Genomic DNA, 14,993 nt, shown 5'->3' with positions numbered 1-14,993 from the left:
CACCGCTCCGCCGTTGGAGTGAGTGCCGATAGCGGTTTCAAGCAAGGCATATGCCATCGCCGGGGGAGGGCGAGCAACAAGTTTGTCGCGCGCCTCGCCTGACAGGCCCGCACACGTCTATAATCGCCAGCCTGAATTCAGCTGCTCACGAGCCCATCCCGCCATGTATAACCTGGCCCGCCAGTTACTGTTCAAACTTTCCCCGGAAACCTCTCATGACCTGTCGCTGGACCTGATCGGTGCAGGCGGACGGCTGGGCCTCAACGGCCTGCTGAGCAAGTCCCCGGCGAAGTTGCCGGTCAGTGTGATGGGCCTTGAGTTTCCCAACCCCGTGGGGCTGGCAGCCGGCCTGGACAAGAATGGTGCGGCCATTGATGGCTTCGCGCAACTGGGCTTCGGTTTCGTCGAGATCGGCACGGTGACGCCACGTGCGCAGCCGGGCAATCCCAAGCCGCGTATTTTCCGCCTGCCCAACGCCGAGGCGATCATCAATCGCATGGGCTTCAACAATCTGGGTGTCGACAACCTGGTGTCCCGTGTCGAAGCGGCAAAGTATCGCGGCGTTCTGGGCATCAATATCGGCAAGAACTTCGACACGCCGGTCGAGCGCGCGGTCGACGATTACCTGATCTGCCTGGACAAGGTCTATGCCCATGCCAGCTACGTCACGGTCAACGTCAGTTCGCCCAACACGCCGGGGCTGCGCAGCCTGCAGTTCGGCGATTCGCTCAAGCAACTGCTCCAGGCCCTGAGCCTGCGCCAGCAGGAACTGACGCAACGGCATGGCAGGCGTGTGCCGCTGGCGATCAAGATTGCCCCGGACATGACCGACGAAGAGACCGTGCTGGTGGCCGCAGCCCTGATCGAGTCCGGGATGGACGCAGTCATTGCTACCAACACCACGCTGAGCCGCCAAGGCGTCGAAGGCCTTCCGCATGCTGATCAGGCGGGCGGTTTATCGGGCGCGCCGGTTCGGGAAAAAAGCACGCACATCGTCAAGGTTCTGGCCGGTGAGCTCGCGGGTCGTCTGCCGATCATCGCCGCCGGGGGGATCACCGAAGGCCGGCATGCCGCTGAGAAGATCGCTGCGGGTGCCAGTCTGGTGCAGATCTATTCGGGGTTCATCTACAAGGGCCCTGCGCTGATTCGCGAGTCAGTGGATGCCATTGCGGCAATGCCTCGCGCTGCACGCTGAGCCCGGGGTAAAAAAAGGGGCTCTGCAAGAGAGCCCCTGGGCGTTGGCCCGCCGCCCGGGTCGGGCGTGCATGGTGCAGGTGTGAATCAGTCAGTCATGTATGGCCCGACAGAGGCCTGAAAGTCTTTGATGTGAATCGCCTCATCCGACCGCGTGAAGTTCGTTGAGTCTGTGGATGCCCGCAGTGCCGGTCATACCGTCCCAGTTGTCGCCGCGTCCTTCGCGCCAGCCATTGATCCATGCCTGGCGTACTGACGGTAGAGTAAAAGGGCAAAGCTCACGGGATTTACCATGAACGCCGTATTGATAACCGCGTAAAAATGCTCTTTCCAACGGATCACGCTTAAGTCTTCTCATAGGGTAATGCCCTCGTCTGTTGACTGTAATATCCCTGAGACCCCGTGATGAGGTCGGGCAGAATCTTCTGCCGTTGGGGCCCGCTGCCGGCGTCGCGGGCCTTGATGCCATCACCATTGCAGCGATGACCTGAGACGATTTCTAACCAAAGCGCAGGGCGGTGTGAATGATCGTTTTGTCATAAGCACGTCACATTCAGGTCTGTCGAGCAATAAGCGCAGACCTGTTTCAACCCTGATTTTTTCTGCAGCCCCGTGAACATGGGGTGTTGCGAGCCCATTGAGATCGCTTATCAGGCTCATATACTGGCTCAATGCCTTGGCTGCTTAAGCGACGAAGGGTCATAAAGAGGCTGCAAAAATGTGACTTTTCAAAACACGACTTTTGATTGCGTGCTTTTATTGCCGACGTTGCCCTGCCTGATATCTGTTCTAATACGCGCCAAAACTGCCGCAATGACATGACAGGATCATGCGGTGGACCGGCACACATCACGTGCCACGCAGGCGTTCTCCATGAAAGACGCCTGTTCAAATCTGGCAGGGCAATGCGTTGCCCGCCGCAGACGGCTCAGGCCCTGGAATACACATGTCGGATCTCTACGAACTTTTCCTCACTTGCCCCAAAGGCCTTGAAGGCCTGCTTGCCGAGGAAGCCACTGCGCTGGGGCTGCAAGAGACCCGTGAACACACCTCAGCCATTCGCGGCTCGGCGGACACGGAGACCGCTTACCGGCTGTGTCTCTGGTCGCGCCTGGCCAACCGCGTGTTGCTGGTGCTCAAGCGCTTCCCGATGAAGGATGCCGAAGACCTGTACCACGGCGTACTGGATGTCGAGTGGCAGGATCATCTCGAATCCGACGGCACCATTGCGGTGGAATTCAGTGGTCATGGTTCGGGCATAGACAACACCCATTTCGGTGCACTGAAGGTCAAGGATGCGATCGTCGACAAGCTGCGCACCCCGGATGGCGAGCGTCCGTCGGTCGACAAGATCAACCCCGATCTGCGCGTGCACCTGCGTCTGGATCGCGGCGAGGCCATTCTGTCCCTCGACCTTTCCGGGCACAGCCTGCACCAGCGCGGTTACCGTCTGCAGCAGGGCGCTGCGCCGCTGAAGGAAAACCTCGCCGCCGCCATCCTGATCCGCGCTGGCTGGCCGCGTATTGCTGCCGAGGGCGGCGCGCTGGCTGACCCGATGTGCGGTGTCGGTACCTTCCTGGTCGAGGCCGGGATGATCGCCGCCGACATCGCGCCGAACATCAAGCGTGAACGCTGGGGCTTCTCGGCCTGGCTGGGCCATGTCCCGGCGCTGTGGCGCAAGCTGCACGACGAAGCGCTGGCCCGCGCCGAGGCCGGGTTGGCCAAAACACCTTCGTGGATTCGCGGTTACGAAGCCGATCCACGGCTGATCCAGCCGGGACGCAACAACATCGAACGTGCCGGCCTGAGCGACTGGATCAAGGTCTATCAGGGCGAAGTCGCGACCTTCGAGCCCCGTCCCGACCAGAACCAGAAAGGCCTGGTGATCTGCAACCCTCCGTACGGCGAGCGTCTGGGAGATGAAGCCAGTCTGCTGTATCTCTACCAGAACCTTGGCGAGCGCCTGCGTCAGGCGTGCCTTAACTGGGAAGCTGCGGTGTTCACCGGCGCGCCGGACCTGGGCAAGCGCATGGGCATTCGCAGCCACAAACAGTATTCGTTCTGGAACGGCGCCTTGCCGTGCAAACTGCTGCTGATCAAGGTCACGCCTGATCAGTTCGTGACCGGCGAGCGACGCACCCCCGAGCAGCGTCAGATCGAACGCGAAAACCCTGTCGAGGTTGAAGTCGTTGAGCGCAAACTCAACAAGAACGGCAACCCGATCAAGCCGGAACCGGTGGTGGTCGAACAGGCGCGCCTGAGCGAAGGCGGGCAGATGTTTGCCAATCGCCTGCAAAAGAACCTCAAGCTGATGGGCAAGTGGGTGCGTCGCGAAGGGATCGATTGCTACCGCGTGTATGACGCCGACATGCCTGAATACTCGCTGGCGATCGATCTGTATCACGACTGGGTGCATGTTCAGGAATACGCAGCACCCAAGTCCATTGATCCGGAAAAGGCGTCAGCGCGGCTGTTCGATGCGCTGGCGGCCATTCCGCAAGCACTGAACATCGACAAGAGCCGCGTGGTGATCAAGCGTCGCGAGCGTCAGAGCGGCACCAAACAGTACGAGCGCCAGAGTGCTCAGGGCCAGTTTCTGGAAGTCAGCGAAGGCGGCGTCAAGCTGCTGGTCAATCTGACCGACTACCTGGACACCGGGCTGTTTCTCGATCACCGGCCGATGCGCATGCGTATTCAGCGCGAGGCGTCCGGCAAGCGCTTCCTGAACCTGTTTGCCTATACGGCGACGGCCAGTGTGCATGCTGCCAAGGGCGGTGCGCGCAGCACCACCAGCGTCGACCTGTCGCGGACCTATCTGGACTGGGCGCGTCGTAACCTGTCGCTGAACGGTTTCTCCGACAAGAATCGTCTGGAGCAGGGCGACGTGATGGCCTGGCTGCAGGCCAACCGCGACGAGTACGACCTGATCTTCATCGACCCGCCGACGTTCTCCAACTCCAAGCGCATGGAAGGCATTTTTGATGTCCAGCGTGATCAGGTCGAGCTGATCGATCTGGCCATGGCGCGTCTGGCGCCGGGTGGCGTGTTGTACTTCTCCAACAACTTCCGCAAGTTTGTGCTCGATGAAAACCTGAGTCAGCGTTATGCGGTCGAGGACATTACCGCGCACACCATCGACCAGGACTTTGCCCGTAACGGCAAGATCCACCGCGCCTGGAAGATCATGGCGCGTAGCTGATCCGGTGCGCGATGAACCGATCGGTAACGGTCCGGTCATCGCGCCTCGCGACACTTCCTGCACTCGTTTGCATGCCCGTGTGCTCAAACGCGTTTGAGCCCTGGGCAAATGCCCGATTTGTGGTTGCGTATAAACGGCATATTAATCAATAAGTTGATGTGAAAAGCCTGAGCGTATGGACTTTGATGAAAATTATTTCACAAAGGCTGAAGCTTTTGCATTGCACGGAGTTGCGCGGTGTTATACTCGTGATATCAGATGGCTATACACTTTTAGTTGTTAGTATTTAGATCGTAATCCTACGGTTATGCAATTGCTGTCTTATTGCATCTCTTGTCTGTTTTCGTTTCCTCGGATTGTGCACTTTTATTCCCGATATGATTTCCTCGGGAAAGCGGTATATCGAATTTCAATTGTCGACCTCTTGAGTGACGTCCCTGTTCAATCGGGCGACTGAAGGTATCGACTGTGTTCCGAGATTGTCCACGCCGTACCCACCTCCGAAGGTAACAAGATGAGAAACGTCAAGGTCGCTGTTCGTGCCGGGATGAGCTTTATGCTGATCACCTGCCTGCTCATCGCGCTGGGAGGGATCGCGCTATGGAAAATGGGCGAGTTACGGGCCAGCATGGAATCGCTGGAAAAGGACGCGATGGCCAGCATCATACAGGCTAACAAAATAAGCAGCGCCACGCTGCGTTTGCGACTGGATGCCCGGCGATTGATTGCACAGACTGACCCGCAGGCTCAGACAATTACCGTGACTCGGTTGAAAGCTGCGCGAGAAGACATGCTCAAACAATCTGCTGCATATGCGCCGCTGGCAAGCGCTGCCGATGAGGCAAGTCTCTATCAAACCGTCACTGCGTCCGCCCAGAAGTTTGCGTCACTTCTGGATACGGTGCTCGAATTGATTCAGAAAGGTGCCAACGCTGATGCGGTGACGTTTACCGACACCAATATAGTGCCCGTCACCGGTGAGTTGCAGACCGCCATCGATGCGTTGGTGCAGATGAATATTGATCAGGCCGATCAACTGAGTGTGCGTGCAGAAGCCGCCTATGAAAGTGGTTTTATGTTCATAGTGGTTATTATTATAGTGTCATTGATTATTACCATATTTCTCGCGATTCTGTTGACGCGCAGTATTGTCACGCCTTTGAAATCATTGTTGTCGGTCAATGAGCGTATTGCCAGCGGTGATCTTCGTGGTGATATTCCGGTCACCGGTGACGATGAGTTTTCCGAACTGCAACGCGCGACACTGGCCATGCAGAAGAACCTGCGACAAACCATTGGCCTGATCGGCAACTCGTCACAGCAACTGGCTTCCGCTGCCGAAGAAATGAACTCCATCACCGTGCAGTCCAGCACCGGGTTGGGGCGTCAGAATCAGGAGATCGAGCAGGCCGCCACGGCGGTCAACGAAATGACCGCAGCGGTCGATGAGGTCGCACGCAACGCAGCAGCTGCGTCTGACGCAGCGAAAGAATCCAACGCCTCCACCGTGCGCGGGGCTGAGCGAGTGGCCAGTACCGTCACCGCGATCGAAAAACTGAGCGCCACGGTGCTTGCCACCAGTGCTGACGTGCAGCGTCTGGCCGGACAATCCAACGACATCAGCAAAGTCCTCGCGGTGATTCGTACCATCGCCGAGCAAACCAACCTGCTTGCTCTCAACGCCGCTATTGAAGCCGCTCGTGCCGGCGAGCAGGGGCGCGGTTTTGCGGTGGTGGCGGATGAGGTCCGGGCACTGGCGCATCGCACCCAGCAGTCCACCCAGGAAATCGAGCAAATGATCGGCGCCGTTCTAGAGGGCTCCGAACAAGCCACCCGGTCGATGCAGGAAAGTTGCATGGGCGCGCAGGATACTCTGGGGGTTGCACATGAGGCCGGTGCAGCGCTTGACGATATTGCCCGGCGTATCGAAGAAATCAATGACATGAACACGCTGATCGCCACAGCTTCCGAAGAGCAGGCGCAGGTGGCTCGTTCCATCGACCACAATCTGATCAGTATTCGCGACCTGTCCGTGCAGAGTACCGAGGGCGCCAATCAGACTTCCCTTGCCAGTGGCGAACTGTCGAGACTGGCCATTGAAATGAATGGCGTCGTTACACGATTCAAGATGTAACTTGATTGGCTGTCCGCAAGGCGAGGCCATGTCTTCAAGCTTGCGGACAGACCAACGGATCGTCCTGAAACAGGCATAAGCCTATGAAAATTATTGGCGAATAGCTATAACAGAAGTCATAGCCAGCCTGACGCTTCCGTATGTTGGCGTCATGAGTTTGTGTGTATGACAGTGAAACGGTTCAAGCTCAGAGTTCTGAGTTTCATCAATGGCCAGCTTTCAGCGTGGCTTATCGCTGTCGTGGCATTGCTGGTCGGTGTGGCACTTACGATCATGCTGGCGCTGGCCGACAACGAGTTGTATCAGCGCCAGTTGCGTCAGCGTTTCGATACTGTTGCCGCGGAGCGCTTCAGTCGCCTGCAGGAGCGTCTGGACCGGCAGGCTACCCGGCTCGACACCCTGGCTCGCTTCTTTATCTACTCCCATCAGGTTGAACTGTCCGAATTCAACGGCTTTGTCGCGCCGTTACTGATTGGTACCCAGGCGTATGCCTGGAACCCTAGAGTGTCGCAGGCCGAACGGACGGCTTTTGAAAGACAGTTGCGTGAGGAAGGCTCAGCCGCGTATGCCATAAGCGAAATGGATGAAAACGGCGCCTTGAAAACCGCCGCCGTGCGAAATGAGTATTTCCCGGTTCGATTCATCCAGACGCTCAGCAACATTCCGACGCCAGCAGGGTTCGATATCGCCTCGGAGCCGGTGCGCCGTGCCGCGCTGGAGCGTGCGCGGTTGCTGAAACGAACCGTCGCAACGCCTCGTATCCGCCTGCTTTCCCTGGAGCCGTCGGACACGTATGGCATTCTGCTGGTCGCGCCGGTGTTCTCGACTGGCCAGCCGGTTCCACAGTTGCGGGGCTATGTCACCGCCGTGATCAGCCTGACGCAATTGATGAATGTGCGCACGGCAGAGCAGGACAATCTTGCCGTGACCATGCTCGACCTCAGTTCGCCGGAAAAGCCCGAGCAGGTTTATCAGTCGCCGCTCCCTGCGATACACAATCAGTTGTATGCCAGCAGCCTGCTGAACCTGGGTGACAGGGATTATCTGGTCGAGGTTCGCCCTACGCAGATTTTCAGCCTGAACAACCAGATCATGATGCCCGGCCGGGTGTTGTGGCTTGGAGGGCTTTTGAGCCTGATGCTCAGCGCCTTGCTCTACAGTCTGATCAGCCAGCGTCAGCGCGCCTTGCAACGGGTGGCGCAGCGCACCCGCGAGCTGCGCCAGCGCGAGCACCAATTGAGGGCCGCGCATGGGCAGTTGCGCAGTGTGCTGGACGCGGCGACCGAAGTGGCGATCATCGCCACCGATCTGGACGGGCTGATCAAGACGTTCAACGTCGGAGCACAGAAAATGCTCGGCTATGCGCAAGAGGATGTGCTGGGCAGGTTCCGGCTGATGGACTTTTATCAGTCTGCCGATCTGGAGGCCCGCGCGAGCCGCATGAGCAAGAGCCGCGGGCAACCCATCAGCGCCTCGCAGCTGATGTTTCTCGATGCTGTGCAGGATGGTAATCACCCTTCGCAGGAGTGGACCCTGCAGCGCAGCGATGGCAGCACGCTGGTGGTGAACATGCTGGTCACTGCGGTGCGTGACGATCAGGGGCTGTGGACCGGGTATCTGGCGGTATGCATCGACGTCACCGAGCACAAGCGCGTCAACCAGGCCCTTGCCGAGCAGGGACAGTTGTTGAAAAAGCTCGGCTCGCAAGTGCCTGGCGGCATTTACCAGTACCACCTGGCCGTCGATGGCAGCGCATGTTTCAGGTACGCCAGCGCCGGCATGTGCGAGCTGTTCGAGGTGGACGAAGAGCAGTTGCTGGGCGATTCCGAAACTATCCTGCAACGCATACAGCCGCTGGACCTGGCACGGGTCAGAAGCTCCATTCTGATCAGCGCCACACACCTGACACCGTGGAGCCAGGAGTACCGCGTCAATCTGCCACGCAAGGGGCAGCGCTGGTTACGCTCGGCCTCAACGCCTGAGCGCCTGGCCGATGGCAGCGTGCTGTGGCATGGCTTTGTGTCCGATATCACCGACCTCAAACGCGTCGAGCAGGAGTTGCGTGCGCTGTCGGTCACCGACGTGCTGACCGGCGCCTATAATCGTCGCTACTTTCAGGACCGGATGCAGGCCGAGCTGAAAAGAATCGACCGGCACGGCGGTAACCTGTCGATCATCATGCTCGATATCGATCACTTCAAGCGGATCAATGACCGCTTCGGGCATGCCGCAGGCGATCAGGTGCTCAAGGCCATCTCGGAAAAGATCAGCCAGCGGCTGCGCAGCGACGATGTGTTCTGCCGTCTGGGTGGCGAAGAGTTTATGGTGATCTGTCCGGGAACGCGGGGTGCCCAGGCCTATCAACTGGCACTGAGCCTGCGCGAGGAACTGCGCAATCAGGCTATCGAAGGCGTCGACCAAGTGGTCACAGGCAGCTTCGGGATCGCCAGCTGGCGAGAGGGTGAGGGGATCGACGAGATGTTGCTGCGTGCCGACTCGGGCGTCTACGCCGCCAAACAGGCCGGTCGCGACCGGGTCGAGCCCGAGCAGGGTTGATGCAGACAGACCCGCTGCGATAGCGGGTCTGCCGATGGCCGGTATCGGCTGGTTATTGCTGGATCGAGACGGTGGTGTTGGTCAGCTTGGGCTGCCGGTACAGATCGACCAGTACTTCGTCGAGTATCGAGGATGCGCCGAACGGACGCGGGTCGTTGAGGATCGCCACGACGGCCCAGGTGTTGCCGTTGCTGTCGCGGCTGAAGCCGGCAATCGCGCGCACGGTATTCAGGGTGCCGGTCTTGATGTGCGCCTCGCCGAGCAGCGGAGTGCGCTTGAGTCGCTTGCGCATGGTTCCGTCGAGACCGGCCAGCGGCATCGAGCTCATGAATTCCGCAGCATAGGGGCTGCGCCAGGCCGCTTGCAGGATCACCGCCATCTCGCGCGCGCTGACACGCTCGGCCCGCGACAGCCCGGAGCCATTCTCCATGACCAGATGCGGCGCGGTGATGCCTTTCTTCGCCAGCCACTGACGGATGACACGCTGGGCGGCCTTGCCGTCGTCACCGTCAGCTTCGTTGCGGAACTCTTCGCCCAGGCTCAGGAACAGTTGCTGAGCCATGGTGTTGTTGCTGAATTTGTTGATGTCACGAATGACTTCCACCAGGTCCGGAGAAAAGGCCTTGGCCAACAGCTTGGCATTGCCGGGCAGCACGCCAACGCGATCTTTGCCTTGAATGGTACCGCCCAGTTCCTGCCAGATGGCTCGCACTGCGCCGGCCGCATAGGTAGGGTGGTCCAGCAGTGACAGGTAGGTCTGTGAGTTGCAGCCATTGCCCAGCTGGCCGGTGACCGTCACGTTGACGCTGCCATCCGCCTGGGTGACCGGGTTGTAGCGCACATCCCCGGTGCATTGTTTCGAGGCGCTTGCCTTGACCTGATTATCAATGCGAATGCTGGCAATCGGCGGCTCGACCGAGACCAGAATCCTGCCGTCATCATTGCGGGTCACGAAGCGTAGCGCCTTGAGGTTGACCATCAGCGCGTCGGGCTTGACCAGAAACGGCTTGTTGTCGTCATTGCCGTCATCGTTGAACACCGGCAATTGCGGTTGCACAAAATGACTGCGGTCGAGAACCAGATCGCCGGTCACCTGCTGTACACCATTGGCGCGCAGGTCACGCATCAGCAGCCAGAGCTTTTCCATATTCAGCTTGGGATCGCCGCCGCCCTTGAGGTACAGGTTGCCGCGCAGCACGCCGTTGCTCAGGGTGCCGTCGGTGAAGAATTCGGTTTTCCACTGGTGGGTCGGGCCGAGCATTTCAAGGGCCGCGTAGGTGGTAATCAGCTTCATGGTAGACGCCGGATTGACCGATACGTCGGCGTTGAACACGGTCGGTGTACCTGGGCCGTTGAGCGGCAGCATCACCAGCGAGAGTGCGTCATCGCCGAGTTTGCTGGCTTTCAGGGCCTGTTGAACCTTGGGGGGCAGCGTGGTGTTGATGACGGCAGCGTAGGAGGGTAGGGCCAGGGGCAAAAGGAGTGACGCGAGCAACAATGGACGTAGCGACTTGATCATTGACTAAAACCCTACTGCAAAGAGGGAAACGAAAAAGAGGGCATGGATGAATTCCCTCGGTAACTATTGCAAATGTAGATTCGATTTCGATAACTATAGTAGTGAATGCGCGGCGGGCTTTTTTTGTAACACAGAATGCCACGCATGATACGAGCCGCATTATGCCCCAAGCGGGGCAGGCTTGTGACCGGGGGGCAAGCCGGTAAATGCTATTTTTTATCGATTCGGTATCCATGGCCGTCGCAAGGCCGGATATCCACTCCACGCCGCAATTGTCGGGCTTTTAAATCGCCAAGCTGGTAAAGTGCCGCCCGATATTTATTGATGAGGATTGTCCCATGGCCACTAACCGCTCCCGCCGTCTGCGCAAAAAACTGTGTGTGGACGAGTTCCAGGAATTGGGTTTTGAACTGAACCTGGACTTCAAGCAAGAGCTGGACGACAAGGCAATCGATGCTTTCCTTGACGCTTTCCTGAAAGAAGCAATGGAAGCCAACGGTCTTGGCTATGTGGGCGGCGACGACTTCGGTCTGGTTTGCCTGAGCAAGCGTGGCTCGGTCAGCGAAGAGCAGCGTGCTGCTGTCGAAGCCTGGCTCAAGGGCCGCAGCGAACTGACAGAAGTCACTGTCAGCCCGCTGATCGACGTCTGGTACCCGGAAAAGGAAATCAATCCGGCCGCCTGATGTAACGGGAAGCAGGCCAGCGCCTGCTTCCCTTGCCTGTTCCCGCACGTCCCCTCGTACACCCCCTCGCTATACCGTCTTTAACGCTCAGTCAGGCTTGGCCTGCTGCAGCATCAGCGCGTCCTCAAGCTCGATCATGGCCAGTTCGACGGTCTGCTGGCAGGTGTAGAACTGCTCATCCGGTGTGTCCGGTTCGCAGGCCAGTTCAAGCGCATCACAGGCATCAACCACCCTTGAAGCTGTGATGATCCGTGCCGCGCCCTTGATCCTGTGCGCCAGATCGCGGGTTTTCTGGCGATTGTTCTCCGGCATCAGTCTGGCCAGTAATAGCCGGTCTTCGTGGTTGCTGTGCAGCAGTTGCGCGAGCAGGCGTTCAACCATTTCAGGACGGTCACCGGTCAGGTTGCTGACGCTGTCGAGGCTGAAGGGCAGGGCACGTGCGGGCGCCAGCGGGGCAATGGCTGTCAGCCGTTCGCTGAGCATCGAGAGGCTGATGGGTTTGAACAGGCAATCGTCCATGCCCGCCGCCCGGCAGCGCTCGATTTCGTCAGGCTGCGCGTTGGCCGTGAAGCCCCAGACAGGGCAGCGTTGGCGCTCGCAGGCGCGCTCCTGTTCGCGGATAGCAGCGGTCATGTCGTAGCCGTTCATGATCGGCATGTTGCAATCGGCGACGACCAGATCGAAGGCATCGTTTTTCCAGCGATCGAGCCCTTGCGCGCCGTTTTCGGCCATTTCGCAGTGATGGCCGAGAAACCTCAGTTGCTGGCAAAGCAGCAGTCGATTGGCAGGATGATCGTCGACGATCAGGATTCTGAGGGTCTGATGAACGACGGCTGCCGGTTGCGCAACGACGGGCTGCCCGGTCAGCGGTTCAAGTGTGGTCAGCACCAGGTTCATGCTGATCCGGGTGCCGTGCCCTGGCGTGCTGTCGAGCGAAAGGTTGCCGCCCATCATCATGCACAGGCTGCGGCAGATCACCAGCCCGAGTCCGGCGCCGGTACGCGCCATTTGTCCGGTGTTATCGGCCTGGGCGAACGGCTCGAACAAACGTTGCTGGTCTTCGACACTGATGCCGATGCCGCTGTCCTGAACGGTGATGTGCAGATGCAGCAGTTGCGGGTCCGGACTTTCGGCTGCCAGCAGTACGACCTTGATCCGCCCCATCGGGGTGAACTTGATGGCGTTGCTGACCAGATTGGACAGTATCTGTTTGAAGCGCAACGGGTCGATCAGTACGTCGGCGTTGATCCTGCTGTCCAGTTCGAGCACCAGCTCGAGGTCCTTCTGCCGCGCCAGCCCGTCGAATACCCGGAGCACCGCCTCCACCAGCCGACGCAGATTCGCACGCTCGGGGTTGAGTGACAGCCGCCCGGATTCGATGCGGGCGATGTCGAGGATGTCGCCGATCAGGTCTAGCAGGTCATTGGCCGAACTGTAGGCGACTTCGATGGCGGAGCGATCCAGTTCGCCATGATCGGCACGTTTGAGCGCCAGTTCCAGCATGCCGATCACCGCATTCATGGGCGTGCGGATTTCATGGCTCATGGTGGCCAGGAAGGTACTCTTGGCCCGGCTGGCGGCGTCGGCCTGTTCCTTGGCAGCCTGCAAGTCTTCGATGAGCTGGCGACGCTCGCTGATGTCGATCCAGCCGCCGATGATGCCCTGTACTTCGCCCAGAGAATCGCGAAATGGCAGGATCCAGTGGTAGATGGTCAACTGTCGATCGCCAATGCGCAGAGGGCGGTCGAGGATCAGCGCGGTATTGCTGGCCATGACCCGCTGATAGTCGGCAGCGTATTCCCGGGCTTCGAAGGCATTGCCCAGTACCCCTTCGGTAGCGCTCTTGCCGATGATGTCTTCCCGTTGCGCGGAGAACACCCTGAGGTAGCTGTCATTGCACATGCGCAGCATACCTTCGCGATCCCGTACGTAGATGGGATGCGGCGTGCCCTCGACCAGGGCGCGCATGAATTCGAACTGATCGCCCAGCGCCCGCTCCGCAGCTTCGCGCTGACGTATCTGCCGCCGCATCCACGCATTCCAGGCCAGCAGGCCCAGCAGCAACAGGCCTGCACCCACCACAATCTGATAGATCAGCCGTTCATAGTCATGCCAGTTGGCGCGTGAAGGGGTATAGACGCGCCAGCGGTTGTTGATCGCTGCCAGATCCTGCGGCGCGATGCTCGCCAGCGCCTTGTCGAGAATCGAGCTCAGCTCGATGGCGTTGCGTGAGGTCGCCATGGAAATCAGCGCCGGATCCTCGCCGACGGTGGCGGTCATCTGCAAACGCTCCTCGAAGATCCCGGACGACAGGAAATAGTCTGCGCTGAGCAGCGAGATGACCGCACCTTCCGCTCTGCCCAGTGACAACATGTCCAGCGCCTGGAACGGGTTGTCGATTTCCAGCGGCACCACCCTGGGGTATTTGCGGCTTAGCCAGTCGAGCACCGGGCTGCCCTGGGTAATTGCCAGACGCTTGCCGTCCATCTGCTCCAGATAGCTGGGGGCGCCCGGTTCCTTGCGGGTGACCAGCACGAACGAATTGTCGATGTAGGGACGGGTGAAGCTCAATCGGTCCTCGCGTGCATCACTGGACACCAGCGCACCGATCATGTCTGCCTGGCCTTCGCTGACCTGATTCAACATGTCGGTCAGGCTGGGCGAGCGTTTGACGTCGAACCTGAGCCCGGTACGCAGACGTACCAGTTCGAGCAAGTCTGCGGTGATGCCGCGAAAGTTGCCCTTGGCATCGAAGAATGTCAGCGGTGCATACGCTTCGTTGACGACTACGCGCACGGTAGGGTGCTGAGCGATCCAGCGCTCCTCGCGTTGCGTCAGTTGCAGCTTCTGGTCGGTGAGCATCAAGTCGCTGCCCGTGCTCCAGCGTCTGGAGATATTGACGCGTTCATCAACCGGGATCGCCTTAAGCGTCTGATTGATGATGCCCAGCAGTTGCGGGTTTTCACTGCTGACCGCGAAGCTGAAGCCGTTGGGCTCGTGCTTGCCGAAATTCGACATCTGCACGTTGTTCAGATACCCCTTATTGATGATGTATTGGGTGGAAATCGTATCGCCCAGGAACACATCCGCCTGATTGAAGGCGACTGCATTGATGGCGTTCTGAAAAGAGGGATAGGTCTTCAGTGTCGCGCCGGGATAGGACGCTTCGACCTCGGCAGGCGGCAGGTAGTGATAGACCATGCTCAGCCGCATGCCTTTCAGGCCTTCGTTCAGGGGGCGGTTGTCTCCGACCCGGGTGACCAGGACGGGCTGGTCCACCGAGTAGGGCTGTGAAAGCCTGATGGTGCGATCGACTGCTTCAAAACCGTTTGCGGTGCCCAGCAGATCGATCTGGCCTGCGCCGAGGGCCTTGATTGCAGCATCACGGGTTTCGAAACGCTGAACCCTGATCGGCAGGTCCAGCGCATCCGAGATGATCCCTGCGTAATCGGCAGTGATGCCTTCGTAATCGTTACCCGACATCGTGATATCGAAGGGTGGGTAATCAGGGTTGGAGGTGCCGAGAATCAGTTCGCGTTGCCCGCGCACCCACTGCCACTGGTTATTGTCCAGTTTCACGTCCATGTGCGCCGGACTCGAGCGACCGAGCAGGGTATAGTGATCGGCCGCATGAACACCGGCCTCAGCACCCCAGCCTATGCACAGGCTTGTGGCCAGTATTAATAATTGTCTGAAGCGCTTGGACAT

General features: G+C 59.2%; 8 protein-coding genes. 5 read left to right on the top strand and 3 right to left on the bottom strand.

Annotated features, from left to right (window positions below):
- Positions 1–163 precede the first annotated feature (163 nt).
- Entirely contained in the window at positions 164–1,195 is a 1,032-nt protein-coding gene (locus QRN50_RS04445; protein WP_003406732.1) for a quinone-dependent dihydroorotate dehydrogenase, read from the top strand.
- A gap of 141 nt (positions 1,196–1,336) precedes the next feature.
- Here the strand turns inward: QRN50_RS04445 and rmf are convergent, their stop codons facing one another.
- Positions 1,337–1,552 carry a ribosome modulation factor gene (gene rmf, locus QRN50_RS04440; protein ID WP_002553055.1) on the bottom strand — a complete coding sequence of 72 codons (216 nt, stop codon included), beginning with the start codon at positions 1,550–1,552 and terminating at the stop codon, positions 1,337–1,339.
- 588 nt (positions 1,553–2,140) lie between these two features.
- Here rmf and rlmKL point away from each other — a divergent pair.
- From rlmKL to QRN50_RS04425, 3 genes are all read left to right on the top strand, one after another.
- The gene (gene rlmKL, locus QRN50_RS04435; protein WP_058822249.1) at positions 2,141–4,393 is read left to right on the top strand and encodes a bifunctional 23S rRNA (guanine(2069)-N(7))-methyltransferase RlmK/23S rRNA (guanine(2445)-N(2))-methyltransferase RlmL; all 2,253 of its coding nucleotides are present in this window, start codon (positions 2,141–2,143) and stop codon (positions 4,391–4,393) included.
- Between the two features lie 514 nt (positions 4,394–4,907).
- Positions 4,908–6,527 (top strand): methyl-accepting chemotaxis protein, encoded by a 1,620-nt coding sequence (locus QRN50_RS04430; RefSeq protein WP_096126584.1) that lies wholly within the window; start codon positions 4,908–4,910, stop codon positions 6,525–6,527.
- 165 nt (positions 6,528–6,692) lie between these two features.
- Positions 6,693–9,083, top strand: a complete 2,391-nt coding sequence (locus QRN50_RS04425) for a sensor domain-containing diguanylate cyclase (protein ID WP_096104400.1) — start codon at positions 6,693–6,695, stop codon at positions 9,081–9,083.
- 52 nt (positions 9,084–9,135) lie between these two features.
- On the opposite strand, the gene dacB is transcribed toward QRN50_RS04425, so the two are convergent.
- Entirely contained in the window at positions 9,136–10,602 is a 1,467-nt protein-coding gene (gene dacB, locus QRN50_RS04420) for a D-alanyl-D-alanine carboxypeptidase/D-alanyl-D-alanine endopeptidase (RefSeq protein WP_004408519.1), read from the bottom strand.
- Between the two features lie 338 nt (positions 10,603–10,940).
- Between dacB and QRN50_RS04415 the strand changes: the two genes are divergently transcribed.
- Complete coding sequence (locus QRN50_RS04415; RefSeq protein ID WP_003346101.1) at positions 10,941–11,285, top strand: YggL family protein; 345 nt, start codon at positions 10,941–10,943, stop codon at positions 11,283–11,285.
- 87 nt (positions 11,286–11,372) lie between these two features.
- Here the strand turns inward: QRN50_RS04415 and QRN50_RS04410 are convergent, their stop codons facing one another.
- Positions 11,373–14,993, bottom strand: a complete 3,621-nt coding sequence (locus QRN50_RS04410) for a transporter substrate-binding domain-containing protein (RefSeq protein ID WP_011267442.1) — start codon at positions 14,991–14,993, stop codon at positions 11,373–11,375.

It is taken from the genome of Pseudomonas sp. MEJ108, from assembly GCF_030208985.1.
Classification (GTDB): Bacteria; Pseudomonadota; Gammaproteobacteria; order Pseudomonadales; family Pseudomonadaceae; genus Aquipseudomonas; species Aquipseudomonas fragariae.
This window is presented reverse-complemented; position numbering and strand designations above follow the sequence as displayed.